This is a genomic window from Pseudomonas sp. P179, from assembly GCF_000478485.2.
In the GTDB taxonomy this organism is placed as follows: Bacteria; Pseudomonadota; Gammaproteobacteria; order Pseudomonadales; family Pseudomonadaceae; genus Pseudomonas; species Pseudomonas aeruginosa.
Genome location: NZ_KI517354.1, coordinates 3774836 through 3798826, shown reverse-complemented (window position 1 = coordinate 3798826; position 23991 = coordinate 3774836). Strand labels below are relative to the sequence as shown.

The following is a 23991-nucleotide window of genomic DNA, read 5'->3' as shown; positions in this document are numbered from 1 at the left end:
CGGTCCCGAACCGGGGTATCCTTGTACTCCGCCCTTCCGCGAGTCCGATGCGATGCGTATCCCTTCCGCCATCCAGCTGCACAAAGCCTCGAAGACCCTGACCCTGCGCTACGGCGAGGATAGCTACGACCTGCCTGCCGAGTTCCTCCGCGTGCATTCGCCCTCGGCCGAGGTCCAGGGCCACGGCAACCCGGTATTGCAGTACGGCAAGCTGAACGTCGGCCTGGTCGGCGTCGAACCCGCCGGCCAGTACGCACTGAAGCTGAGCTTCGACGACGGCCACGACAGCGGCCTGTTCACCTGGGACTACCTGTACGAGCTGGCGACCCGCAAGGACCAGCTATGGGCCGACTACCTGGCGGAGCTGGCCAGCGCCGGCAAGTCGCGCGACCCCGACGAGTCGGTCGTCAAGCTGATGCTCTGAAGCGCCGGGCCGAGTGCCCCTTCGCGGCACACGGCATCCAGGCGATTTTTCTCCGCTGCCCCGAACGAGGGCACGTCATTTGCAACATTCGCCCCGCAGACTGCCAGACCAGACATCCGGTCGGCGCGGTCGCCACGGCGAATGTCCTACCCTGCACGGCAGCAACGCTCTAGTCCGCAGGTCGGCCGCTCGCCGGGCCAGCCACGCCGGCCACCGATGCTTCTGCCAGCTTGCACGCCAGCGGAAACTCGCGTAACCAAGACGGTGCAGCCCCTTGTCCGGGTTCCCTTCCCTGACGTGCGTCCGCCCCGCCCTGAAACGTGCGGGTGGGCTGGTAGTCGAGCAGTAGCCGGCCGGACACCTGGTCCCCGGTTTCGTTGCGGTCCCCTGTTTCGCCTCGAACAATGGAGCGTTGCCGATGAGTCAGAAGAACAATAACGAGCTTCCCAAGCAAGCCGCGGAAAACACGCTGAACCTGAATCCGGTGATCGGCATCCGGGGCAAGGACCTGCTCACCTCCGCGCGCATGGTCCTGCTCCAGGCGGTGCGCCAGCCGCTGCACAGCACCAGGCACGTGGCGCATTTCAGCCTGGAGCTGAAGAACGTCCTGCTCGGCCAGTCGGAGCTACGCCCAGGCGATGACGACCGACGCTTTTCCGATCCGGCCTGGAGCCAGAATCCGCTGTACAAGCGCTACATGCAGACCTACCTGGCCTGGCGCAAGGAGCTGCACAGCTGGATCAGCCACAGCGACCTGTCGCCGCAGGACATCAGTCGTGGCCAGTTCGTCATCAACCTGCTGACCGAGGCGATGTCGCCGACCAACAGCCTGAGCAACCCGGCGGCGGTCAAGCGCTTCTTCGAGACCGGCGGCAAGAGCCTGCTGGACGGCCTCGGCCACCTGGCCAAGGACCTGGTGAACAACGGCGGGATGCCGAGCCAGGTGGACATGGACGCCTTCGAGGTGGGCAAGAACCTGGCCACCACCGAGGGCGCCGTGGTGTTCCGCAACGACGTGCTGGAACTGATCCAGTACCGGCCGATCACCGAGTCGGTGCACGAACGCCCGCTGCTGGTGGTGCCGCCGCAGATCAACAAGTTTTACGTCTTCGACCTGTCGCCGGACAAGAGCCTGGCGCGCTTCTGCCTGCGCAACGGCGTGCAGACCTTCATCGTCAGCTGGCGCAACCCGACCAAGTCGCAGCGCGAATGGGGCCTGACCACCTATATCGAGGCGCTCAAGGAGGCCATCGAGGTAGTCCTGTCGATCACCGGCAGCAAGGACCTCAACCTCCTCGGCGCCTGCTCCGGCGGGATCACCACCGCGACCCTGGTCGGCCACTACGTGGCCAGCGGCGAGAAGAAGGTCAACGCCTTCACCCAACTGGTCAGCGTGCTCGACTTCGAACTGAATACCCAGGTCGCGCTGTTCGCCGACGAGAAGACCCTGGAGGCCGCCAAGCGTCGCTCCTACCAGTCCGGCGTGCTGGAGGGCAAGGACATGGCCAAGGTGTTCGCCTGGATGCGCCCCAACGACCTGATCTGGAACTACTGGGTCAACAACTACCTGCTCGGCAACCAGCCGCCGGCGTTCGACATCCTCTACTGGAACAACGACACCACGCGCCTGCCCGCCGCGCTGCACGGCGAGTTCGTCGAACTGTTCAAGAGCAACCCGCTGAACCGCCCCGGCGCCCTGGAGGTCTCCGGCACGCCCATCGACCTGAAGCAGGTGACTTGCGACTTCTACTGTGTCGCCGGTCTGAACGACCACATCACCCCCTGGGAGTCGTGCTACAAGTCGGCCAGGCTGCTGGGTGGCAAGTGCGAGTTCATCCTCTCCAACAGCGGTCACATCCAGAGCATCCTCAACCCACCGGGCAACCCCAAGGCACGCTTCATGACCAATCCGGAACTGCCCGCCGAGCCCAAGGCCTGGCTGGAACAGGCCGGCAAGCACGCCGACTCGTGGTGGTTGCACTGGCAGCAATGGTTGGCCGAACGCTCCGGCAAGACCCGCAAGGCGCCCGCCAACCTGGGCAACAAGACCTATCCGGCCGGCGAAGCCGCGCCCGGAACCTACGTGCATGAACGATGAAAAGCGACCAGCCTGAAGAACAGCCGCAGGAGCGATCCGCGGCCTCCGCCGACGAAACCCCGCCAGCGCCTCCGGCGCGGCCCCGTGCCGCGCGGAAGCCGGCCAGGCCCCGTATCGCCGAGCCCGCGGCTGCGCCGCCGAGGACCCCGAGCATGCCCCAGCCCTTCGTCTTCCGGACCATCGACCTCGACGGCCAGACCATCCGCACCGCAGTGCGGCCGGGCAAGGAAGGAAGCACTCCGCTGCTGATCTTCAACGGCATAGGCGCCAACCTGGAACTGGTGTTCCCCTTCGTCCAGGCGCTCGACCCGGAACTGGAGGTGATCGCCTTCGACGTTCCCGGCGTCGGCGGTTCCTCGACGCCCAGCGTGCCCTACCGCTTTCCCGGCCTGGCCAAGCTGGCGGCGCGGATGCTCGACTACCTGGACTACGGCCAGGTCAACGCGATCGGCGTGTCCTGGGGCGGCGCGCTGGCCCAGCAGTTCGCCCACGACTATCCGGAACGCTGCAAGAAGCTGATCCTCGCCGCCACTTCGGCTGGCGCGGTGATGGTGCCAGGCAAGCCGAAGGTACTGATGCGCATGGCCAGCCCGCGGCGCTACATCCAGCCCTCCTATGGCGTACACATCGCCCCGGACATCTACGGCGGGGCCTTCCGCCGCGACCCCAAGCTGGCCATGGCGCATGCCAGCAAGGTGCGTTCGTCGGGCAAGCTGGGCTACTACTGGCAACTGTTCGCCGGGCTCGGCTGGACCAGCATCCACTGGCTGCATAGGATCCGCCAGCCGACCCTGGTGCTGGCCGGCGACGACGACCCGATCATCCCGCTGATCAACATGCGTGTGCTGGCCTGGCGCATTCCCAACGCCGAACTGCACGTGATCGACGACGGCCACCTGTTCCTGGTGACCCGCGCCGAATCGGTGGCGCCGATCATCATGAAGTTCCTCGCCGAGGAGCGCCGTCGCGCCGTCATGCACCCTCGTCCGTTCCTGCCCAAGACCGGCTGAACTGCTGCACGGGCAACACCAGGGCAGCAGACACTGCTTCGTCATGGTGCAGGTGCATAGTCAATGTTCCGCAACGGCGCATGGCGCCTGGCTTCGCCGCGACAGCGCAAGCTCTGCGACGCCCCTCCCGGCGTTGTGGTACAGCGCTTGCTGCCCCACTGTCGGGCGGCAACCTCCCTGTTCAGGCAGGTGTGCGGTTCTGCCCCGGGTGAAACGGAATTCACAGGCTATAACTGAGTATTCCGAGCCAGGGGACGATCGCCCGTGGCATCCAGACTGTGGTCCTACGACGGAGTGTGGTCCATGCGAGAAAAGCAGGAATCGGGTAGCGTGCCGGTGCCCGCCGAGTTCATGAGTGCACAGAGCGCCATCGTCGGCCTGCGCGGCAAGGACCTGCTGACGACGGTCCGCAGCCTGGCTGTCCACGGCCTGCGCCAGCCGCTGCACAGTGCGCGGCACCTGGTCGCCTTCGGAGGCCAGTTGGGCAAGGTGCTGCTGGGCGACACCCTGCACCAGCCGAACCCACAGGACGCCCGCTTCCAGGATCCATCCTGGCGCCTCAATCCCTTCTACCGGCGCACCCTGCAGGCCTACCTGGCGTGGCAGAAACAACTGCTCGCCTGGATCGACGAAAGCAACCTGGACTGCGACGATCGCGCCCGCGCCCGCTTCCTCGTCGCCTTGCTCTCCGACGCCGTGGCACCCAGCAACAGCCTGATCAATCCACTGGCGTTAAAGGAACTGTTCAATACCGGCGGGATCAGCCTGCTCAATGGCGTCCGCCACCTGCTCGAAGACCTGGTGCACAACGGCGGCATGCCCAGCCAGGTGAACAAGACCGCCTTCGAGATCGGTCGCAACCTCGCCACCACGCAAGGCGCGGTGGTGTTCCGCAACGAGGTGCTGGAGCTGATCCAGTACAAGCCGCTGGGCGAGCGCCAGTACGCCAAGCCCCTGCTGATCGTGCCGCCGCAGATCAACAAGTACTACATCTTCGACCTGTCGCCGGAAAAGAGCTTCGTCCAGTACGCCCTGAAGAACAACCTGCAGGTCTTCGTCATCAGTTGGCGCAACCCCGACGCCCAGCACCGCGAATGGGGCCTGAGCACCTATGTCGAGGCCCTCGACCAGGCCATCGAGGTCAGCCGCGAGATCACCGGCAGCCGCAGCGTGAACCTGGCCGGCGCCTGCGCCGGCGGGCTCACCGTAGCCGCCTTGCTCGGCCACCTGCAGGTGCGCCGGCAACTGCGCAAGGTCAGTAGCGTCACCTACCTGGTCAGCCTGCTCGACAGCCAGATGGAAAGCCCGGCGATGCTCTTCGCCGACGAGCAGACCCTGGAGAGCAGCAAGCGCCGCTCCTACCAGCATGGCGTGCTGGACGGGCGCGACATGGCCAAGGTGTTCGCCTGGATGCGCCCCAACGACCTGATCTGGAACTACTGGGTCAACAACTACCTGCTCGGCAGGCAGCCGCCGGCGTTCGACATCCTCTACTGGAACAACGACAACACGCGGCTGCCCGCGGCGTTCCACGGCGAACTGCTCGACCTGTTCAAGCACAACCCGCTGACCCGCCCGGGCGCGCTGGAGGTCAGCGGGACCGCGGTGGACCTGGGCAAGGTGGCGATCGACAGCTTCCACGTCGCCGGCATCACCGACCACATCACGCCCTGGGACGCGGTGTATCGCTCGGCCCTCCTGCTGGGCGGCCAGCGCCGCTTCATCCTGTCCAACAGCGGGCACATCCAGAGCATCCTCAACCCTCCCGGAAACCCCAAGGCCTGCTACTTCGAGAACGACAAGCTGAGCAGCGATCCACGCGCCTGGTACTACGACGCCAAGCGCGAAGAGGGCAGCTGGTGGCCGGTCTGGCTGGGCTGGCTGCAGGAGCGCTCGGGCGAGCTGGGCAACCCTGACTTCAACCTTGGCAGCGCCGCGCATCCGCCCCTCGAAGCGGCCCCGGGCACCTACGTGCATATACGCTGAAAGATCCGGCCCGGGCGCCTGGAGCCGGGCACCTCCATCCCCAGAAGAAGTCCGGATGAAGACACGCGACCGAATCCTCGAATGCTCGCTGTTGCTGTTCAACGAACAGGGCGAGCCCAACGTCTCGACACTGGAGATCGCCAACGAACTGGGCATCAGCCCGGGCAATCTCTACTACCACTTCCATGGCAAGGAACCGCTGGTGATGGCGCTGTTCGAGCGGTTCCAGGCCGAGTTGGCGCCGCTGCTCGATCCGCCCGAGGAGGTGCGCCTGGGCGCGGAGGACTACTGGCTGTTCCTGCACCTGATCGTCGAGCGCCTCGCCCACTACCGCTTCCTGTTCCAGGACCTGTCCAACCTGACCGGGCGCCTGCCACGGCTGGCTCGCGGCATCCGTACCTGGCTCGGCGCGCTGAAGCGGACCCTGGCCACCCTGCTGGCCCGCCTCAAGGCCGACCGGCAGTTGCGCAGCGACGCGCCGGCACTCGGGCAACTGGTCGAACAGATCACCCTGACCCTGCTGTTCTCCCTGGATTACCAGCGGGTACTGGGCAGCAAGGGCGAGGTGCGCACGGTGGTCTACCAGATCATGATGCTGGTCGCCCCGCATCTGCGCAGCGAGGCCCAACGCTCGGCGGAAAGCCTGGCGCAGCGCTACCTGGGACCGGAATGAAAAACGCCCGGCGAGTGCCGGGCGTGTGCCTTGCCGCCAGGACTCAGCCCTGGCTGCTCGGCGTCGCCGGAGCGTTCGCTGCCGGAGCGCTGGCAGCCGGTGTGGCGGCGGGGGCAGCGGGCGCGCTCGAAGACGCGGCGGGAGCGGCCGGTTTCGCCGCGGCGGGCTTGGCTGCCGGCTTCTTCGCCGCAGGCTTTTTCGCAGCCGGCTTGGCGGCAGGTTTCGCCGCGGGCTTGGCGGCGGTCGCAGCGGCCGGCTTGGCTGCCGGCTTCGCGGCAGGCTTGGCTGCGGCAGGTTTCGCAGCAGGCTTCGCCGCGGCCTTGGCTGCCGGCTTGGTCGCCGGTTTCGCTGCGGCCTTCGCAGTCGGTTTGGCGGCGGGCTTGGCTGCCGGCTTGGCGGCCGCGGTTTTCGCCGCGGTTTTTTTCGCCGCGGGTTTCGCCGCAGGCTTGGCGGCGGCCTTGGCTGCCGGTTTAGCTGCCGGCTTGGCCGCTGCGGTTTTCGCCGCGGGCTTGGCAGCCGGTTTCGCCGCAGGCTTGGCCGCTGCCTTCGCCGCCGGCTTGACGCTGACGCCGGTGAGTTTCTCGATCTGCTTGGTCAGCGTATCGACCTTGCTGTGCAGCTCCTTCACCTCGTTGCGGCTCGGCACGCCGAGACGCGAGATGGCGCTGTTCAGGCGCTTGTCGAAAGCTTCCTCGAGCTCGCTCCACTTGCCGAGCGCACGGTCCCGAACCTCGTCGACCTTGCTCTTCGCAGAGCGGGCGGAAGCCTTCGCCGCACCGACCTGCGCGTCCACATCGGACTTCGCTTCTTTTTCAGCCTTCTCGCCGTCTTTCACCAAGGTCTCGAACAGCTTGCTGCCGTCCTTGCTGACCTTCGAGTAGGCCCCCAGACCAGCCAGCCAGATCTGCCGCGAGTATTTCTCGATCTCGCCGATCCAACTGGACTCTTTTTCGCTCTTCTTCTTGCCAGCCATCCTGCTCTCCTTATTGGGTTCTCGCGACACGCTCGAGCACTGCGCTCAGCTCATCCAGCTTAGCAGAGAGTGCTTCGACATCGTTCCGGGAAGGTATGCCTATCCGGTTCAACGTGCTAGCGACACGGCTGTCGAATGCCTGCTCGATCCTGTCGAGCTGGTCTTCGACTTTTCCCTTCACCGAAGAGAGGCCGGTCTTGACACTGTCATTGGCCGAATCGACCTGACTTGTGACCAGCGATTTGCCTTTTTTCTCCAGGGCTTCGCCAGCTTTCACCAATTCCTTGAAGTAGTCGCTGCCTTCGGTGCCCAGGCGGGAATACGCACCCAGGCCGGCAAGCCAGATCTGGCGGGCATAGTGGCGGATCTCGGAGACCAGGGAAGTGGATTCGGAAACGGTCTTTTTCTTCAGGGCAATCTTGGCCATGGGGCACCTCACGCTCGTTGGGTTGAAGAAACCGCAGGCGCCGCCGGAACGCTGGCAGCGTGAGAGCAAGGTATCGGGGAAAATTAGAAACCGCATACTAAGCGGAAGATGGGCGCCGCCAGGACGGCGAACGCCCGGCGGGATCAGGCCAGCGCCTTGTCCAGCGCCTTCTCGATCTCGCCCTTGAGCAGGCCGCTCATGGCCGACAGCATCAGGCCGAGCTTGACGTCCACCGCGACCTTGTCCGCCCCCACCGCGATCCTGCCGTCGACGCCACTGCGTTTGAAGGTCAGCTCGTCGCCCTGCCATTCGCACTGCACGCCGTGCTCCTTCGCCAGACGTTCGGCCAGTTTCTCCGCCTTGGCCCGTGCGGCGTCCAGCCCCAGGCTGTGCGGACGTTCGATGTGGATACGCGACATGGATCGACTCCTGATTGCAGATCGGAAAACTATACGCGGCCAGACAAAACACCGCACCCGCGCCGTCGGACGGCGGCACAGCACTTTCCCCACATCCTGTTAGAATGCCCGGCATTCTTTCCAGGTGAGAACGTCATGAACGATCCCCGCAAAGGCGCCGACGCCGAACCCACCACCCACTTCGGCTACCAGAACGTTCCGGAAAGCCAGAAGGCGAAGAAGGTCGCCGAGGTATTTCACTCGGTGGCAGCCAAGTACGACCTGATGAACGACCTGATGTCCGGTGGCATCCATCGCCTGTGGAAGCGCTTCACCATCGAGCTGTCCGGCGTGCGCAGCGGGAACCGCGTGCTCGACATCGCCGGCGGCACCGGCGACCTGACCCGGCAGTTCTCGCGCCTGGTCGGCCCGACCGGCGAGGTGGTGCTGGCCGACATCAACGCCTCGATGCTCAAGGTCGGCCGCGACAAGCTGCTCGACAAGGGCGTCTCCGGCAACGTCAGCTTCGTCCAGGCGGACGCCGAGAAGCTGCCCTTCCCGGACAACCACTTCGACTGCGTGACCATCGCCTTCGGCCTGCGCAACGTCACCCACAAGGACGAAGCGATCCGCTCCATGCTGCGCGTGCTCAAGCCCGGTGGCCGCCTGCTGGTGCTGGAGTTCTCCAAGCCGAGCAGCAACCTGCTGTCCAAGGCCTACGACGCCTATTCGTTCAGCCTGCTGCCGCTGATGGGCAAGCTGGTCACCAACGACTCCGAGAGCTATCGCTACCTGGCCGAGTCGATCCGCATGCACCCCGACCAGGAAACCCTGAAGGCGATGATGGTGGAAGCCGGCTTCGACCGCGTGACCTACCACAACATGACCGGCGGCATCGTCGCCCTGCACCGCGGTATCAAGCCTTAACCGAGGGCGCGCCGATGAGCTCGCTGCTGATCCAGGCCGTGCTGGCCGCCGCCGAAACCGGCATCAATCGCGTCCTGCGCCTCGACGGGACAGCGCTGCCGCGCCTGCGCAGGCTTTCCGCCAAGGTCATCGAGGTCGACTGCCTGAGCCCGCCGCTGCGGGTCTTCATCCTGCCCGCCGGCGACGGCCTGCACTTCGCCGCGCAGCATGAGGCGGAGGTCGACTGCACCCTGCGTGCGCCGGCCGGCAACCTCCTGCACCTGGCCCTGGCGCGCGACAAGACCCGCATCCTGCACAGCCCGGAAGTCAGCATGGACGGCGACAGCGCGGCCCTGCTGGAACTGGCCGGCATCCTGCAGAGCCTGGAGCTGGACTGGGAGTACGAACTGTCGCGCTGGCTCGGCCCGCTCGCCACCCAGGTGCTCGGCAGCAGCCTGCGCGACGCTTCGCGCTGGAGCGCGCAGAGCCTGCACAGCCTGCGCCTGAACCTGGCCGACTACCTTGCCGAGGAAAGCCGTACGCTGGTCGGCCAGCACGAAGCCGAAGCCCGCTTCGCCGAACTGGACCAGCTGAAGCTGGCCCTCGATCGTCTCGACGCGCGCGTCGGACGCCTCAGCCAAAAGACCAAGCCCGACGCATGAAGCTCCTCGCTGTCCGCCGCCTCCTGCGCATCCAGCGCGTCGTCATCCGCTACCGCCTGGACGACCTGATCCTCGAACTGCCGATGCTGCCCTGGTGGCTGCGCCTGCTCGGTGCCACCCTGCCCTGGCGCTGGCTGCCGCGGCGCAAGCTGGAACTGACCCGCGGCGCGCGCCTGCGCCTGGCACTGCAGGACCTCGGACCGATCTTCATCAAGTTCGGCCAGATTCTCTCCACCCGCCGCGACCTGCTGCCCGACGACATCGCCAACGAACTGGCCTGGCTGCAGGACAAGGTGCCGCCCTTCCCGCCGGAGCTGGCGGTCAAGCGCATCGAGGAACAGCTGGGCGCGAAGATCGAACAGGTCTTCGCCCGCTTCGAACGCGAACCGCTGGCCTCCGCCTCGGTGGCCCAGGTCCACGCCGCGCGCCTGAAGAGCGGCGAGGAAGTGGTGGTGAAGGTGATCCGGCCGAACCTGGAACCGGTGATCCGCTCCGACATCGCCTGGCTGTTCATCCTCGCCCGCCTCGCCGAGCGGGTCTCCAGCGAGGCGCGGCGCCTGCACCCGGTGGAAGTGGTCAGCGACTACGAGAAGACCATCGTCGACGAACTCGACCTGCTCCGCGAGGCGGCCAACGCCTCGCAGCTGCGACGCAACTTCGAAGGCTCGCCACTGCTCTACGTGCCACAGGTCTACTGGGACTGGTGCCGGCCCAAGGTGCTGGTGATGGAGCGCATCTACGGCATCCCGGTGACCGACCTGGAAACCCTGCGCGACCAGCGCACCGACTTCAAGGCACTGGCCGAGCGCGGCGTGGAGATCTTCTTCACCCAGGTGTTCCGCGACAGCTTTTTCCATGCCGACATGCACCCCGGCAACATCTTCGTCAGCACCCGCGCGCCCTGGAGCCCGCAATACATCGCGGTGGACTGCGGCATCGTCGGCAGCCTGACCGACGAGGACCAGGACTACCTGGCGCGCAACCTGATCGCCTTCTTCAAGCGCGACTACCGCAAGGTCGCCCAACTGCATATCGACTCCGGCTGGGTACCGGCGGAAACCAAGGTCAACGACTTCGAGGCGGCGATCCGCACCGTCTGCGAACCGATCTTCGAGAAGCCGCTGAAGGACATCTCCTTCGGCCAGGTCCTGCTGCGCCTGTTCCAGACCGCGCGTCGTTTCAACATGGAGATCCAGCCGCAACTGGTGCTGCTGCAGAAGACCCTGCTGAACATCGAAGGCCTCGGCCGCCAGCTCTACCCGGAACTCGACCTGTGGGCCACCGCCCAGCCGTTCCTGGAGCGCTGGATGCGCGAACGGGTCAGCCCGAAGCAGTTGCTGCGCAATTTCCAGCAACAGGTCGAGCAGGTGCCGCACCTGTCGCAAATGGCCCGCGACACCCTCGAACGCCTGTCACAACCGCACGCCCACAATGCGCCGCCGCCGGAGTGGAAAGGTTCCCGCCACGACTGGCTCGGGCGCCTGGTGGGCGCGGTGCTGCTGGTCGGCGCCGCCGAGGTCGGCCTGGGCCAGCAGCTGGAAGCCTGGCCGGCGTGGGTGATGCTGGCCGGCGGGGTGTTCCTGATCCTGCGCCGCTAGCGCCGCGCACGGCCACTAGGCCCGCGCCGATAGCCAGTCGCGCTCCCGGCTGGCACACTACTCCCATTTCCGCCGGAAACGCGCGCAACGTACCGGCAACGAACGTGGAAAGACCATGAAAGACTGGCTGGATGAGATTCACTGGAACGCCGACGGCCTGGTCCCGGCGATCGCCCAGGATCACGAGACCGGGCGCGTGCTGATGATGGCCTGGATGAACCGCGAGGCGCTGGCCCTGACCGCCAGCGAGAACCGTGCAATCTATTGGTCGCGTTCGCGTGGCAAGCTGTGGCGCAAGGGCGAGGAGTCCGGGCACGTGCAGAAGCTGCACGAACTGCGTCTGGACTGCGACGCCGACGTGGTCATCCTGATGGTCGAGCAGGTCGGCGGGATCGCCTGCCATACCGGCCGGGAAAGCTGTTTCTACCGTGTCTTCGAGAATGGCGCCTGGAAGACCGTCGATCCGGTGCTGAAGGACCCGGACGCTATCTACGAACACGCAGGACACCACCATGAGTGACACCCTGACCCGCCTGGCGGCGGTGCTCGAGGAGCGCAAGAACGCCGCGCCCGACAGCTCCTACGTGGCCAGTCTGTACCACAAGGGCCTGAACAAGATCCTGGAGAAGGTCGGCGAGGAGTCGGTGGAAACCATCATCGCCGCCAAGGATGCCGCGGCCAGCGGCGACTGCCAGGACCTGATCTACGAAACCGCCGACCTCTGGTTCCACTCGCTGGTGATGCTCTCGGCCCTCGGCCAGCATCCGCAAGCCGTGCTGGACGAACTGGAGCGCCGCTTCGGCCTTTCCGGCCACGCCGAGAAAGCCGCCCGCCAACCATCGGCCTGAACCTACACATTGCGAGGAATACGACATGGGCATTTTTGACTGGAAACACTGGATCGTCATCCTGATCGTCGTGGTACTGGTGTTCGGCACCAAGCGCCTGAAGAACCTCGGTTCCGACGTCGGCGAAGCGATCAAGGGCTTCCGCAAGGCGGTGAACACCGAGGAAGACGACAAGAAGGACCAGCCCGCCGCCCAGCCGGCCCAACCGCTGAACCAGCCGCACACCATCGACGCCCAGGCGCAGAAGGTCGAAGAGCCGGCGCGCAAGGACTGACGGGTAGCCATCGATGTTCGGAATCAGCTTCAGCGAACTATTGCTGGTCGGGCTGGTCGCCCTGCTGGTGCTCGGCCCCGAGCGCCTGCCGGGCGCCGCACGTACCGCCGGCCTGTGGATCGGCCGCCTGAAGCGCAGTTTCAATACCATCAAGCAGGAAGTGGAACGGGAAATCGGCGCGGACGAGATTCGCCGGCAACTGCACAACGAGCACATCCTCTCGATGGAGCGCGAAGCGCAGAAGCTGCTGGCCCCGCTGACCGGCCAGAATCCCCCGCAGGAAACCCCGCCGCCGGCGGCCGAGAGCCCGGCGCCGAGCGTACCCACGCCGCCGCCGACCAGCACGCCTGCGGTTCCGCCCGCGGACGCCGCGGCACCGCCGGCAGTCGCTGCCTCCACTCCCCCTTCGCCACCGTCCGAGACGCCGCGTAATCCATGAGCGCCGATAAACCCGAGCAGCCTGAGCACGACCAGGAAATGCCCCTGGTCTCGCACCTGACCGAACTGCGTACGCGCCTGCTGCGCAGCGTGGCGGCGATCTTCCTGATCTTCGCCGGCCTGTTCTACTTCTCGCAGAAGATCTACACCCTGGTCTCCGAGCCGTTGCGCCGCTTCCTTCCGGAAGGCACCAGCATGATCGCCACCGACGTCGCCTCGCCGTTCCTCGCGCCGTTCAAGCTGACCATGGTGGTGGCGCTGTTCCTCGCCATGCCGGTGATCCTCGCGCAGGTCTGGGGCTTCATCGCGCCCGGCCTGTACAAGCACGAGAAGCGCGTGGCGCTGCCGCTGCTGGTGTCCAGCATCATCCTGTTCTACGCCGGGATGGCCTTCGCCTACTTCCTGGTGTTCCCGATGATCTTCCACTTCTTCGCCAGCGTGACGCCCGAGGGCGTGGCGATGATGACGGACATCAACAGCTACCTGGACTTCGTCCTGACTCTGTTCTTCGCCTTCGGCGTCGCCTTCGAGATCCCGGTGGCCACGGTGCTGCTGATCTGGATCGGAGTGGTCGACGTCGAGTACCTGAAGAAGATCCGCCCGTACGTGATCATCGGCTGTTTCGTGGTCGGCATGGTCCTGACCCCGCCGGACATCTTCTCCCAGACCATGCTCGCGGTGCCGATGTGGCTGCTGTTCGAGATCGGCCTGCTGTTCGGCCGCCTGGTACGCAAGCGCGGCGAGCATCCGGACGACCAACCGGCCAGCGACGGCGACCAGCCTCCGGCCACCCGCCAGTGAACCTGCTGCTCCTCGACGACGCCGACTTCGTGTCGGCGGATCGTGCGGTCCTGCACGATCGCCGCCTCAAGCACCTGCACGAAGTGCACCGCGCCGAGAACGGCGACACCCTGCGGGTCGGCCGCCTCGGCGGCTGGATGGGCGAAGGTCGCCTGCTGAAGCTCGACGCCAGCGAGGCGACCCTGGAAGTACGCTTCGACCAGCCGCCGCCGGCCAAGCTGCCGATCACCCTGCTGCTGGCCTTGCCGCGACCGAAGATGCTCCGCCGGGTGTTGCAGACCATCGCCGCGATGGGCGTACCGAAGCTGGTGCTGCTGAACAGCTACCGCGTGGAAAAGAGCTTCTGGCAGACCCCGTTCCTCGACCCGGCGGCGATCCGCGAGAACCTGGTCCTCGGCCTGGAGCAGGCCCGCGATACGGTGCTGCCGGAAATCATCGTCGAGAAGCGCTTCAAACCCTTCGTCGAAGACCGCCTGCCGGCCCTGGCCGCCGGCAGCCTCGGCCTGGTCGGCCATCCCGGTCCCTGGCCGGCCTGTCCGCGCGCGGTGGAGAAGCCGGTGACCCTGGCGATCGGCCCGGAAGGCGGCTGGATTCCCTACGAGGTCGACAAGCTGCGCGAAGCCGGACTGCATCCGGTGCAGCTCGGCGAACGCATCCTGCGCGTGGAAACCGCGGTCAGCGCCCTGCTTGCGCGGTTGTTCTGAAAAAACTCCGGTAAAAGACTGAAGGTTTTCCCCGCCCGGCCGACATCCTCTGTCGCGCAGGGCTCCGCACGACAACCATAAGACCTCGCCCGCCGGCCACGTACCGGCCCTCCGCGCCCGCACGCCGGACGCGACGACGCTGAGCCATTACCTGTTCCGCCACGCCATGGGGCTGCCAACCCAGGGTGTCGCACTGCCTGGAGTAATGACGATGTACGATTGGTGGGTTCTCCAACTGGCCAAGCTGAGCGTCAGCCGCAAGCTGATGGTCGGTTTCGGTGTCCTCCTCGCGCTGCTTCTGCTGGTGGTGATCAGCAGCAACCGCACCCTCACGCACCAGACCGCCCTCAGCGAGCAGCTCGCCGAAGTCGCCAGCCTGATGGAACAGACCCAGCAAGCCGAACAAGGCCGCCTGGCATTCGAAGCCGGCAGCGACCCGCGCCAGGCCGAGCAGGTCCGCCAGACCCTGGCCGGGATGCTCCAGCGCCTACAGGCGCTGCGCGACAGCGAGCTCGACCCGGCCGCCCTGGCCCACCAGACCGAAGCCATCGAAGCCTACCGCAAGGCTTTCGACGACCTCGCCGCAGCCGATCAGCAACGCAGCGCCGCCCGTGGTGTGCTGGTGGGCACTGCACAGCAGGCGCTGGACAGCTTCGCCCGCCTCGAGGAACTGATGGACGCCAGCCTCGCGCAGCAGGCCGGCGACCCGCAGGCGCTGCAACGTAGCCGTGCGGTGGCCGACCTGCACCAACAGTTGCTCATGGTGCGTTACCAGGTGCGCGGCTACGTCTTCGAACGCAGCGACAAGGCCGAGCAGGCCGCGTTCGCCGCGTTCGACGCCCTCCTCCAGGCCGCCACGACGCTGCGTGGCCAGTTGCCCGGCGAGGCCGATGCGGCGCTGGAACAGGCCATGGGCAGCCTCCAGGGCTATCGTGGCGGGATCGAGCAGTTCCGTGCCGGCGTCATCCGCACGCGCCAGGCGCAGCAAGCGATGCAAAGCAGCACCCAGGATATGGCCCGGGCCGGCCGGACCCTCACCGAAGCCGGTCGCCAATTGCGCGAGAGCACCGCCAGCCGCGACCGCGCCAGCCTCTGGCTGATCGCCGCGCTGGCCCTGGCCTTCGGCTGCGTCGCCGGCTGGGCGATCAACCGGCAGATCGTCCGGCCGCTGGACGAAGCCCTCGCGCAGGCCGAGGCCATCGCCGCCGGCGACCTCGGCAAGCGTCCGCAGAATCCCCTGACCCTCCAGCGCCGCGACGAACTGGGCCAGTTGCAGCGAGTCATGCAGCGCATGGGCGACAGCCTGCGCGAGCTGGTCGGGCGGATCGGCGACGGCGTCAGCCAGTTGGCCAGCTCCGCCGAGGAACTCTCGGCGGTCACCGAGCAGACCCGCGCCGGGGTCAACAGCCAGAAAGTGGAGACCGACCAGGTCGCCACCGCCATGCACGAGATGGCCGCCACCGTGCAGGACGTCGCGCGCAACGCCGAACTGGCTTCCCAGGCCGCTCGCCAGGCCGACGAAGAGGCGCGCCAGGGCGACGCGGTGGTCGACCAGGCGGTGACCCGCATCGAGCGCCTGGCTAGCGAAATGGACGTTTCCAGCGAAGCCATGGCGCGCCTGAAGAACGAGAGCGAGCAGATCGGCAGCGTCCTCGACGTGATCAAGTCGGTGGCCGAGCAAACCAACCTGCTGGCGCTCAACGCAGCCATCGAAGCGGCACGCGCCGGCGACGCCGGACGCGGCTTCGCGGTGGTCGCCGACGAGGTCCGCGGCCTGGCCCAGCGCACCCAGCAGTCCACCGCCGAGATCGAGGGCCTGATCCAGCGTCTCCAGCAGGGCGCCGGCGAAGCCGCCGAACGCCTGGAGAACAGCCGCTCGCTGACCGCCAGCACGGTGGAACTGGCGCGCCGCGCCGGCGCCGCGCTGGACAGCATCACCCGCACCGTCTCCGACATCCAGAACATGAACCTGCAGATCGCCACTGCCGCGGAGCAACAGAGCACGGTGGCCGAGGAGATCAACCGCAGCGTCCTCAGCGTACGCGACGTCGCCGAGCAGTCGGCCGCCGCCAGCGAGCAGACCGCCGCCTCCAGCGGCGAGCTGGCGCGCCTGGGCACGCAGTTGCAGGCACAGGTGGGACGCTTCCGCCTGTAACATCCCGAGAGGATCCTCCTTGCATCGGCAGCCCCTCCCGTCCATCGAAAGCGGACAGGAGGGGCACCTTTGCGTAGGATCAGGCTTTCGCCTTTTGGGAGATGACGCCATGCGCCCGATGACCATCGATATCGACGAACTGGCCTTCGCCCTGGATACCCCGGGAATCGACCACTACCTCGACCTGTACAGCGGCAAGGTGCTGCTGATCTCCGCCGAGGCGCCCGATCCCGAACTGGACGCATTGCTGGAAAACGAGCCGGAACGCCTGCTGCTGATCGACCCGCTGAGCACCACCCAGTCGCTGGGACTGATGCAGGATTTCCTCCGCGAGGTGGAAGAGCCGCACGCCTATGCGACGCTCGCCAACGCGCTGCAGAGCCGCAAGCCGTTCAAGGCCTTCAAGCACTCTCTGATGGAGTACCCGGAACTGTTGCAGGACTGGTACCGCTACCAGAACGAGCGCCTGCGCGAATGGGCGCTGGACTGGCTGGAGGACAACGATATCCAGCCGGCCGCGCGGCAGAGTCCGACGTCGCTCCTGCCGCCGCCGGGCAAGCCGTTCGCCTAGCGCGGTACTAGAGGACCTGGCGGAGGAAGGCCTGGGCCCGCGGGTCCTGCGGATTGTCGAAGAACTGCGCCGGCGGCGCGTCCTCCAGCAGCTTGCCGTGGTCGAAGAACAGCACGCGGTCGGCCACTTCGCGGGCAAAGCCCATCTCGTGGGTCACGCAGACCATGGTCATGCCTTCCACGGCCAGGGTCTTCATGACGTCGAGGACTTCGCCGACCATCTCCGGATCGAGCGCCGAGGTCGGTTCGTCGAACAGCATCACCTTGGGGTCCATGCACAACGCCCGAGCGATCGCCACGCGCTGCTGCTGGCCGCCGGACAGGCGCGAGGGATATTCGTCGGCCTTCTGCCCGATACCGACCTTGGCCAGCAGCGCCCGCGCCTTGGCCTCGCGCTCGGCCTTGCCGCGCTTGCGCACCACGCGCTGGGCCAGGCAGAGGTTCTCGAGCACGGTCATGTGCGGGAACAGGTTGAAATGCTGGAACACCATGCCGACTTCGCGGCGGTAGGCATTGATGTCGGTCCTCGGGTCGGCCAGGTCGACGCCGTCGATGCTCACCGAGCCTTCGTCGAACTCCTCCAGGCCGTTCAGGCAGCGCAGGAAGGTCGACTTGCCGGAACCGGACGGACCGATCACCACCAGTACCTCGCCTCTGGCCACGCGGGTACTCACGTCGTCCACCGCGCGCACTACCTGGCCGCGGGTATCGAAGACCTTCAGCAGGTTGCGTACTTCAATCACTTTGTCCGAGCCTCCGCTCCAGTCGGGATGCCATGTGCGAAAGGGGCAGGTTCAACAGCAGGTACAACGCGGCGACGCAGAACCAGATCTCGAAGGTGGAGAACGAGGTGGTGATCGCCTCGCGGCCGCTCTTGGTCAGTTCGGTGATGGCGATCACCGAGACCAGCGAGGTGTCCTTGACCAGGCTGATGAACTGCCCGGCCAGCGGCGGCAGCACGCGCTTGAAGGCCTGCGGCAGGATCACGTAGCGCATCGACTGGCCGGCGTTCAGGCCCAGGGAGCGGGCGGCCTCGTTCTGTCCGCGGGCGATGGACTGCACGCCGGCCCGGATGATCTCGGCCACGTAGGCGCCGGTGAACAGCGCCAGCGCCGCAACCCCGGCGAACTCGCGGGACAGGTTGAGCACGGTGCCGATGAAGAAGTAGAAGATGAAGATCTGCACCAGCAACGGCGTGCCGCGCACCAGCTCGACGTAGATCGTCGACAGGTCGTGCAGGGTCGGGTTCTTCGACAGCCGGCAGAGGCCGGCGACCAGGCCGATAGCCAGACCGATGGCACCGGACACCAGCGATAGCCAGAGGGTGGTCCACAGGCCCCAGAGCAGTGGGCCGGCGGCCCAGTGGCGGGTCACCCCGACCGCGTCGCCCTCGGCCACGTCGTCGCCTTCGGAGAATTGCAGGCTGTCCTGGGCAACGGTCACGACCTGCTTCTCGCCGCTCTCGCCAAGCAGCGTGACGCGCGCGTCCCTGCCCTGTTCCTCGATAGCCTCGACCCGGCCGATCTCGTTGGCCCGTAACGGCTCCTCGGCCTGGTAGGCGAAGTACTGCGGAACGCGGTTCCAGCGCCATTCATAGGAAATCAGCGAGGTGGAGAACCACAGCGCCCAGGCCAGGACCAGCAGGATCAGCCCGGTCAGCAGGTGCCAGGGCCAGACGGAACGTTTCTTCTTGGTCACGGAAACTCTCTCGAACGATGGAATGCGCAGGTACGACGGCCCCCTTCGCGGGGGCCGTCAGCGGTTCATTCCATTTCCTTCAGCCACTCGGTGTTCTTGAACCACTTGTCGTGGATGCGCTGATAGGTGCCGTCTTCGCGGATCTGATGGAGGAAGTTGTTGATGAAATTGATGCTGTCGTAGTCGCCTTTCTTCAGGCCGAACGCCAGCGGCTCGTAGGTGAACGGCTGGTCGAGGTAGACCAGCTTGCCGGCGCCGAACTTGCTCACCGCCACCACGTTGTAGGGCGAGTCGTAGATGAAGGCGTCGGCCTTGCCGTTGACCACGTCCATCACCGCTTCCGGCTCGTTGTCGAAGCCGTGGTACTTGGCCTTGCTGATCAGCTTGCGGGCAACGATCTCACCGGTGGTGCCGATCTTCGAGGTGATGCTGTACTGCGGATCGTTCAGGTCCTTGTAGGACTTGATCTTGCCTTCCAGTTCCTTGCGCACCAGCAGGGTCTGGCCGACCACGATGAAGGGCTCGGAGAAGTTCAGGCGCAGGTTGCGCTCCTGGGTCAGGGTCATGCCCGAGCCGATCATGTCGAACTTGTCGGTCAGCAGCGCCGGGATGATGCCGTCGTAGCTGGTGGAGACCAGCTCCAGCTTGACGCCCATGGACTTGGCCATGGCCTTGAGCAGGTCGACTTCGAAGCCGATGATCTGGCCACGCTTGTTGGTCATCTCGAACGGCATGTAGGTCGGGTCCATGCCGACCCGCAGGGTGCCGCGCTTGACCGCGTCCTCCACCGCGCCGGCCGCCTGGACCGAAGCCACGCCCACCAGGGCGCAGACGCCCAGAACCAATGAAGCAAGATACTTTTTCATTCCCCAATCCCCAGCAGTCTTAGAAACACAGTCGTCGAACGGATGCTCTCGTCGTGTCGCCGTCCCGGGCGGGCAGCAGGCCATGACCGGCTGCGCAAAAGGCGGCCGATAGTACCTCAGCTGGCGAACGATACGAGACTTTCTGGATTGCCGGCGCAGGGTAACAGCAGCGCCGCACGGGGAAAACAGGCAAGAAACAGACCATGCCCCCGGCGGCGTTCCGCCGGGGGCATGGGATCAGGACTGGGCGGCGGGCAGCAGGCCGGCGTCGCCGGGCACTACCTGGGCCAGCGGTACGCTGGCGGCGTGGGGGTCGTCCGCCTCGGCCTTGCGCCAGCGGCCGAGCCAGTCGTCGCGGTCCTCTTCCCAGACCCGCGTATGCAGGCGCGAAAGTGCTACCGGGTCACTCAACAGAGCCAGGCGCGTGGCGCCGTCGAGCTGTTCCGGGCCCTTATCGATGGCCTTGCCGATACGCTCGCCACGCACCGTCTCGATGGCCTGCGCACGGTTGTGGCGAGCCGTGCCCATGGCGCAGGCCAGGGCGTTGAGCAACGGATCGACGGCGGCCTTGAGGAAGCCATCCTTGAGCGCATGCCAGCGGTTCTCGTAGGTGTACTCGTCGGTGGCGCGCAGCTCGCGCGGCGTGTCGTACTCCTCCGGGATCAGGAACAGCTTTTCGTCGCGGGCGCGCAGGCCCAGCTTCACCCGGCTGGAGATCACCGATACCGGGATCGACAGGATCAGCGAACCGACGATCGGCGACAGCCACCACAGGAAGCGCGGGTTGAGCCAGGCCACCAGCAGGGTCCAGGCGATACCCAGCAGGGTCTGCATGCCGTGCCGGCGGATCGCCTCGCTCCAGGGCGTGGCGTCGTCGTCGCGCTGCGGCGAGTTCCACTGCACCGACCAGCCGAGGAAGGCGGCCAGCACGAAGCGGGTGTGGAAGAGCATGCGCACCGGCGCCAGCAGCACCGAGAAGAACATCTCCAGGAGCATGCTCAGGGTCACCCGGATCACCCCGCCGAAACCCTTGGCGCCCTTGGCCCAGATCAGCATTACGCTGAGCAGCTTGGGCAGGAACAACAGGGTCAGGGTGGTGGAGAACAACGCGATGGCCTTCTCCGGATGCCACTGCGGCCAGATCGGGAACAGCTGCCGCGGTTCCAGGAAGTACTGCGGCTCCATCAGTTGGTGCACCGCCAGCAGCGCGGTGGAAAGCACCAGGAAGAAGAACCACAACGGCGCCGACAGGTAGGACATGACCCCGGTGAGGAACACCGCGCGGTGCACCGGGTGCATGCCCTTGACCAGGAACAGGCGGAAGTTCATCAGGTTGCCGTGGCACCAGCGGCGGTCGCGCTTGAGTTCGTCGAGCAGGTTCGGCGGCAGTTCTTCGTAGCTGCCGTCGAGGTCGTAGGCGATCCACACGCCCCAGCCGGCACGGCGCATCAACGCAGCCTCGACGAAGTCGTGGGACAGGATCGCGCCGGCGAACGAGCCCTTGCCCGGCAACGGCGCCAGGGCGCAGTGGTCGATGAAGGGCTGCATGCGGATGATCGCGTTGTGGCCCCAGTAGTGCGACTCGCCGAGTTGCCAGAAGTGCAGGCCGGCGGTGAACAGCGGGCCGTAGACGCGGGTGGCGAACTGCTGCATGCGCGCATACAGGGTGTCCATGCCGGACGCCTTCGGCGCGGTCTGGATGATCCCCGCCTCAGGATTGGCCTCCATCAGGCGTACCAGCTTGGCCAGGCAGTCGCCGCTCATCACGCTGTCGGCGTCCATCACCACCATGTAGCGGTAGTCGCCGCCCCAGCGCCGGCAGAAGTCGTCGATGTTGCCGCTCTTGCGCTTCACCCGGCGCCGGCGGCGACGGTAGAAGATCTTGCCGAAGCCCTTGGTCTCGCGGCACAGCTCGAGCCAGGCCTGCTGCTCGGCGACGGCGATATCCGGGTCGTTGGTGTCGCTGAGGACGAAGAAGTCGAAGCGCTCCATCTCGCCGGTGGCGGCCATCGACTCGACGGTCGCCCGCAGGCCGGCGAATACCCGCGGCACGTCTTCGTTGCAGATCGGCATGACGATCGCCGTGCGGGCGTCGGCGGCGATCGGCTCGCTGCCGGCGCTGCTGCCGGAGATCCGGTAGCGGTCACGCCCGGTGAGCAGCTCCCAGAAGCCCATCAGCGCGGTCCAGAAGCCGGCCGAGACCCAGCAGAAGAGGATCGCGAAGAGCGCCAGGATGCCGAACTGGATGACATAGGGCAGCACCTGCTGGACGGTATCCAGCAGGCTCTGCTGGGCCAGCTCCTCCAGGTCGACGAAGGCCCAGCCCTGGTAGGGCAGGATGCCTTTCATGTAGTAGGTGGCGACCGAGGTCTGCGCCAGCATCAACAACAGCAGGATGAACCGGCGCAGCGAGCCGACCCGCTGCCAGCGGGCCCGCGGCAGGGCACGCTTGGGCTTGGGCGGGTTGCTGCGTCCGGTCAGCCGACGCCAGCCGCGCACCAGGATGTTGGTGCGCCAGGGCTCGGGAATCACCTTGGTACGGCGGATCGGCGGGGAAATCTTGAGGAAGGTGCGACCCTGGGCGTCGACGCCGAACATCTCGGCGTCGTCCAGCTCAGGGGTGCCCAGCTGCAGGCGGGCGCGTACCGAGGCCAGGGCGGGATCGCCCCCGGCATCGGCAGCGGCGCCTTCCGCTCCCGCCAGGCGAGCGTGCAGCTCGGAGAAGGAAGCGGACTCGCCAAGCCGCTCCCGCTCCTCTTCCGCCAGGGGAAGATGAGCGAGGTAGTCGGCCAGCGGTGCTTTCGTAGTGGATGGGTTATTCATCGGCAGGCAGCTGATAGCTCCAGGTTTCGCTCAGTGGCTTCTGCGCCTCGTCGACCAGCGCCGCGCGCATTTCCACCGGCTTCTTCGGATCCTTGACCTTGATCCGCAGCGTCAGGCGCCAGCCTTTCAGGACCGGGTTGTAACGCAGGCTGTTCTCCACCACCTCGGCGTTGCTGTCGGTGCTGACCTGGGTGGTCACCGGCGCGTCCGGCGCCAGGTCCTTCAGGGCCGGCCCTTCGAAGTCGACGACCAGGGCGGTGCTGCCGTCCTGCTGGCGGATCAGGTTCTTCTGCTTCACGTCGCCGACCGAGCGCATGGTCTGCTTGACCCAGGAGGATTTCGGGTCGTGCAGCTCGTCTTCATCCATGGTCCAGTGCAGGCGGTAGGCGAAGTCCAGCGGCTTTCCGACCTCAGGCTGGGTCTCGGGGTTCCAGAACGCGACGATATTGTCGTTGGTTTCGTCCGGGGTCGGGATTTCCACCAGTTCCACGGTGCCCTTGCCCCAGTCGCCCTTCGGCTCGATCCAGGCACTCGGACGCAGGTCGTAGCGGTCATCCAGGTCTTCGTAGCGGGAGAACTCGCGGCCGCGCTGGAGCAGGCCGAAGCCTTTCGGGTTCTCCACGCTGAAGGTGCTCACCGACAGGTGCTTCGGATTGTTCAGCGGACGCCACAGCCACTCGCCGTTGCCGGCATGGATCTGCAGGCCGCTGGAGTCATGCAGCTCGGGCCGGAAGTTGTGCTGCTCGGACGGCTGGTTGGAGCCGAACAGGTACATGCTGGTCAGCGGCGCCAGGCCCAGCTTGCTGACCTTGTCGCGGAGGAACACGCGGGCCTGGACATCCATCACCGCATCCTTGCCCGGACGCAGCACGAAGCGGTAGGCGCCGGTGGCCCGCGGCGAGTCGAGCAGGGCGTAGATCACCAGTTGCTTGTCCTGCGCCTTCGGCCGCTCGATCCAGAATTCGCGGAAGCGCGGGAACTCTTCGCCCGAAGGCAGCGCGGTATCGATCGCCAGGCCGCGCGCCGACAGACCGTAGACCTGGCCCTTGCCGACCACGCGGAAGTAGCTCGCGCCAAGGAAGGTGGCGATCTCGTCCTGCTTGTCGGCCTTGTTGATCGGATAGAGCACGCGGAAACCGGCATAGCCGAGATCCTTGGTGGCATTCTCGTCGAACTTCAGGGATCCGAAATCGAACTTGGTGCGATCGTACTTGATCGGCTTGACCGTGGTAGCGGTCACCTCGTTGATCTTCACCGGCGTGTCGAAGTGCATGCCCTGGTGATAGAAGCTCAGCTTGAACGGCGTCTTCAGCTTGCCCCAGTAGGCGCGCTCGTTGATGAAACGGATCTGCTGGTAATCGGCGAATTTCATTTCGCTGAATTCCGATGGCAGGTTGCTGGTCGGCGCGGAATACTTGTCGCCGGCCAGGTCCTTGGCCTTGCTCGCCACGTCGTCGATGCTGAACGCCCATACCGGGGCGGCGACGAATGCCAGCGCGGTCGAGCCGGCAAGCAGCAGGGTGCGCACGCGGGCGCGGAAATCGGTGTTTGAAACGGAACGGAAAATCACGAGGCCCCCTCGTCCGTGAACATGAATTACTGAAGACGCCCTGACCGTTCAGGGGTCTCCGACGGCACCGGAGTGCCGGTCGAACATGG

At 66.2% G+C, this 23991-nt stretch carries 24 protein-coding genes; 16 read left to right on the top strand and 8 right to left on the bottom strand.

Translation table 11 applies throughout. The annotated features are described in order from the left end of the window. The first annotated feature begins 52 nt into the window (after positions 1-52). The 5 genes from HMPREF1224_RS30040 (at position 53) to HMPREF1224_RS30020 (ending at position 6191) form a co-directional block, all read left to right on the top strand. A complete protein-coding gene (locus HMPREF1224_RS30040) occupies positions 53-424 on the top strand; it encodes a gamma-butyrobetaine hydroxylase family protein (protein ID WP_003095857.1) in 372 nt (123 codons plus the stop codon). 418 nt (positions 425-842) lie between these two features. Continuing rightward, a complete protein-coding gene (gene phaC / locus HMPREF1224_RS30035) occupies positions 843-2522 on the top strand; it encodes a class II poly(R)-hydroxyalkanoic acid synthase (RefSeq protein ID WP_010793686.1) in 1680 nt (559 codons plus the stop codon). A 152-nt stretch (positions 2523-2674) separates the two neighbouring features. Beyond that, a complete protein-coding gene (phaZ, locus tag HMPREF1224_RS30030) occupies positions 2675-3532 on the top strand; it encodes a poly(3-hydroxyalkanoate) depolymerase (protein ID WP_003095866.1) in 858 nt (285 codons plus the stop codon). 303 nt (positions 3533-3835) lie between these two features. After that, positions 3836-5518: a class II poly(R)-hydroxyalkanoic acid synthase gene (phaC, locus tag HMPREF1224_RS30025; protein WP_003115652.1), complete on the top strand. Its 1683-nt coding sequence runs from the start codon at positions 3836-3838 to the stop codon at positions 5516-5518. Positions 5519-5573: 55 nt separating this feature from the next. Beyond that, positions 5574-6191, top strand: a complete 618-nt coding sequence (locus HMPREF1224_RS30020; RefSeq protein ID WP_003103292.1) for a TetR/AcrR family transcriptional regulator — start codon at positions 5574-5576, stop codon at positions 6189-6191. A 43-nt stretch (positions 6192-6234) separates the two neighbouring features. On the opposite strand, the gene HMPREF1224_RS30015 is transcribed toward HMPREF1224_RS30020, so the two are convergent. From HMPREF1224_RS30015 to HMPREF1224_RS30005, 3 genes are all read right to left on the bottom strand, one after another. Then, positions 6235-7164 carry a phasin family protein gene (locus HMPREF1224_RS30015; protein ID WP_003146415.1) on the bottom strand — a complete coding sequence of 310 codons (930 nt, stop codon included), beginning with the start codon at positions 7162-7164 and terminating at the stop codon, positions 6235-6237. A gap of 10 nt (positions 7165-7174) precedes the next feature. After that, entirely contained in the window at positions 7175-7591 is a 417-nt protein-coding gene (locus tag HMPREF1224_RS30010; RefSeq protein ID WP_003103463.1) for a phasin family protein, read from the bottom strand. A 143-nt stretch (positions 7592-7734) separates the two neighbouring features. Then, positions 7735-8010, bottom strand: coding sequence for a polyhydroxyalkanoic acid system family protein (locus HMPREF1224_RS30005; RefSeq protein ID WP_003095874.1), 276 nt, complete (start codon positions 8008-8010; stop codon positions 7735-7737). A gap of 135 nt (positions 8011-8145) precedes the next feature. On the opposite strand from HMPREF1224_RS30005, the gene ubiE reads away from it, so the two are divergent. From ubiE to HMPREF1224_RS29950, 11 genes are all read left to right on the top strand, one after another. Next, on the top strand, positions 8146-8916 hold the full coding sequence (ubiE, locus tag HMPREF1224_RS30000; RefSeq protein ID WP_003103462.1) for a bifunctional demethylmenaquinone methyltransferase/2-methoxy-6-polyprenyl-1,4-benzoquinol methylase UbiE: 771 nt from the start codon (positions 8146-8148) through the stop codon (positions 8914-8916). A gap of 14 nt (positions 8917-8930) precedes the next feature. Further along, the gene (locus HMPREF1224_RS29995; protein WP_003115043.1) at positions 8931-9557 is read left to right on the top strand and encodes a ubiquinone biosynthesis accessory factor UbiJ; all 627 of its coding nucleotides are present in this window, start codon (positions 8931-8933) and stop codon (positions 9555-9557) included. Then, complete coding sequence (ubiB, locus tag HMPREF1224_RS29990) at positions 9554-11155, top strand: ubiquinone biosynthesis regulatory protein kinase UbiB (protein ID WP_003095885.1); 1602 nt, start codon at positions 9554-9556, stop codon at positions 11153-11155. The genes HMPREF1224_RS29995 and ubiB overlap by 4 nt, the downstream gene beginning before the upstream one ends. Before the next feature lie 115 nt (positions 11156-11270). Beyond that, positions 11271-11675: a phosphoribosyl-AMP cyclohydrolase gene (gene hisI, locus HMPREF1224_RS29985; protein ID WP_003095888.1), complete on the top strand. Its 405-nt coding sequence runs from the start codon at positions 11271-11273 to the stop codon at positions 11673-11675. After that, entirely contained in the window at positions 11668-12003 is a 336-nt protein-coding gene (locus HMPREF1224_RS29980; protein WP_003103458.1) for a phosphoribosyl-ATP diphosphatase, read from the top strand. The genes hisI and HMPREF1224_RS29980 overlap by 8 nt, the downstream gene beginning before the upstream one ends. A 25-nt stretch (positions 12004-12028) precedes the next feature. Next, positions 12029-12277: a twin-arginine translocase TatA/TatE family subunit gene (locus HMPREF1224_RS29975; RefSeq protein ID WP_003095893.1), complete on the top strand. Its 249-nt coding sequence runs from the start codon at positions 12029-12031 to the stop codon at positions 12275-12277. A gap of 13 nt (positions 12278-12290) precedes the next feature. Beyond that, positions 12291-12716, top strand: coding sequence for a Sec-independent protein translocase protein TatB (tatB, locus tag HMPREF1224_RS29970; RefSeq protein ID WP_003115042.1), 426 nt, complete (start codon positions 12291-12293; stop codon positions 12714-12716). Beyond that, a complete protein-coding gene (gene tatC / locus HMPREF1224_RS29965) occupies positions 12713-13516 on the top strand; it encodes a twin-arginine translocase subunit TatC (RefSeq protein ID WP_003095896.1) in 804 nt (267 codons plus the stop codon). Before tatB ends, tatC begins: the two co-directional genes overlap by 4 nt. Beyond that, positions 13513-14220, top strand: coding sequence for a 16S rRNA (uracil(1498)-N(3))-methyltransferase (locus HMPREF1224_RS29960; protein WP_003095898.1), 708 nt, complete (start codon positions 13513-13515; stop codon positions 14218-14220). The genes tatC and HMPREF1224_RS29960 overlap by 4 nt, the downstream gene beginning before the upstream one ends. A 211-nt stretch (positions 14221-14431) precedes the next feature. Then, the gene (locus HMPREF1224_RS29955) at positions 14432-16375 is read left to right on the top strand and encodes a methyl-accepting chemotaxis protein McpK (RefSeq protein WP_010793685.1); all 1944 of its coding nucleotides are present in this window, start codon (positions 14432-14434) and stop codon (positions 16373-16375) included. Between the two features lie 109 nt (positions 16376-16484). Then, positions 16485-16946, top strand: a complete 462-nt coding sequence (locus HMPREF1224_RS29950) for a UPF0158 family protein (protein ID WP_003095904.1) — start codon at positions 16485-16487, stop codon at positions 16944-16946. A gap of 7 nt (positions 16947-16953) precedes the next feature. Here HMPREF1224_RS29950 and HMPREF1224_RS29945 read toward each other — a convergent pair whose 3' ends face one another. The 5 genes from HMPREF1224_RS29945 to HMPREF1224_RS29925 form a co-directional block, all read right to left on the bottom strand. After that, positions 16954-17688 carry an amino acid ABC transporter ATP-binding protein gene (locus HMPREF1224_RS29945; RefSeq protein ID WP_003095906.1) on the bottom strand — a complete coding sequence of 245 codons (735 nt, stop codon included), beginning with the start codon at positions 17686-17688 and terminating at the stop codon, positions 16954-16956. Continuing rightward, the gene (locus HMPREF1224_RS29940; RefSeq protein WP_003103450.1) at positions 17681-18643 is read right to left on the bottom strand and encodes an amino acid ABC transporter permease; all 963 of its coding nucleotides are present in this window, start codon (positions 18641-18643) and stop codon (positions 17681-17683) included. Before HMPREF1224_RS29940 ends, HMPREF1224_RS29945 begins: the two co-directional genes overlap by 8 nt. Positions 18644-18708: 65 nt before the next feature. Continuing rightward, a complete protein-coding gene (locus HMPREF1224_RS29935; protein WP_003095910.1) occupies positions 18709-19509 on the bottom strand; it encodes a transporter substrate-binding domain-containing protein in 801 nt (266 codons plus the stop codon). A gap of 237 nt (positions 19510-19746) precedes the next feature. Further along, entirely contained in the window at positions 19747-22332 is a 2586-nt protein-coding gene (gene mdoH / locus HMPREF1224_RS29930; protein ID WP_003103448.1) for a glucans biosynthesis glucosyltransferase MdoH, read from the bottom strand. Further along, positions 22325-23902, bottom strand: coding sequence for a glucan biosynthesis protein G (locus tag HMPREF1224_RS29925; RefSeq protein WP_003095915.1), 1578 nt, complete (start codon positions 23900-23902; stop codon positions 22325-22327). The genes mdoH and HMPREF1224_RS29925 overlap by 8 nt, the downstream gene beginning before the upstream one ends. Positions 23903-23991 lie beyond the last annotated feature (89 nt).

Bases quoted from the DNA above. Each gene is read 5' to 3' on its own strand.
- HMPREF1224_RS29995 (WP_003115043.1), top strand. From the start codon at position 8,931: ATGAGCTCGCTGCTGATCCAGGCCGTGCTGGCCGCCGCCGAAACCGGC.
- phaC (WP_003115652.1), top strand. From the start codon at position 3,836: ATGCGAGAAAAGCAGGAATCGGGTAGCGTGCCGGTGCCCGCCGAGTTC.
- tatC (WP_003095896.1), top strand. From the start codon at position 12,713: ATGAGCGCCGATAAACCCGAGCAGCCTGAGCACGACCAGGAAATGCCC.
- HMPREF1224_RS30005 (WP_003095874.1), bottom strand. From the start codon at position 8,010: ATGTCGCGTATCCACATCGAACGTCCGCACAGCCTGGGGCTGGACGCC.
- phaZ (WP_003095866.1), top strand. From the start codon at position 2,675: ATGCCCCAGCCCTTCGTCTTCCGGACCATCGACCTCGACGGCCAGACC.
- mdoH (WP_003103448.1), bottom strand. From the start codon at position 22,332: ATGAATAACCCATCCACTACGAAAGCACCGCTGGCCGACTACCTCGCT.
- HMPREF1224_RS29955 (WP_010793685.1), top strand. From the start codon at position 14,432: ATGTACGATTGGTGGGTTCTCCAACTGGCCAAGCTGAGCGTCAGCCGC.
- HMPREF1224_RS29935 (WP_003095910.1), bottom strand. From the start codon at position 19,509: ATGAAAAAGTATCTTGCTTCATTGGTTCTGGGCGTCTGCGCCCTGGTG.
- HMPREF1224_RS29980 (WP_003103458.1), top strand. From the start codon at position 11,668: ATGAGTGACACCCTGACCCGCCTGGCGGCGGTGCTCGAGGAGCGCAAG.
- HMPREF1224_RS30020 (WP_003103292.1), top strand. From the start codon at position 5,574: ATGAAGACACGCGACCGAATCCTCGAATGCTCGCTGTTGCTGTTCAAC.
- HMPREF1224_RS29975 (WP_003095893.1), top strand. From the start codon at position 12,029: ATGGGCATTTTTGACTGGAAACACTGGATCGTCATCCTGATCGTCGTG.
- hisI (WP_003095888.1), top strand. From the start codon at position 11,271: ATGAAAGACTGGCTGGATGAGATTCACTGGAACGCCGACGGCCTGGTC.
- HMPREF1224_RS30040 (WP_003095857.1), top strand. From the start codon at position 53: ATGCGTATCCCTTCCGCCATCCAGCTGCACAAAGCCTCGAAGACCCTG.
- HMPREF1224_RS30010 (WP_003103463.1), bottom strand. From the start codon at position 7,591: ATGGCCAAGATTGCCCTGAAGAAAAAGACCGTTTCCGAATCCACTTCC.
- HMPREF1224_RS29950 (WP_003095904.1), top strand. From the start codon at position 16,485: ATGCGCCCGATGACCATCGATATCGACGAACTGGCCTTCGCCCTGGAT.
- ubiB (WP_003095885.1), top strand. From the start codon at position 9,554: ATGAAGCTCCTCGCTGTCCGCCGCCTCCTGCGCATCCAGCGCGTCGTC.
- tatB (WP_003115042.1), top strand. From the start codon at position 12,291: ATGTTCGGAATCAGCTTCAGCGAACTATTGCTGGTCGGGCTGGTCGCC.
- ubiE (WP_003103462.1), top strand. From the start codon at position 8,146: ATGAACGATCCCCGCAAAGGCGCCGACGCCGAACCCACCACCCACTTC.
- phaC (WP_010793686.1), top strand. From the start codon at position 843: ATGAGTCAGAAGAACAATAACGAGCTTCCCAAGCAAGCCGCGGAAAAC.
- HMPREF1224_RS30015 (WP_003146415.1), bottom strand. From the start codon at position 7,164: ATGGCTGGCAAGAAGAAGAGCGAAAAAGAGTCCAGTTGGATCGGCGAG.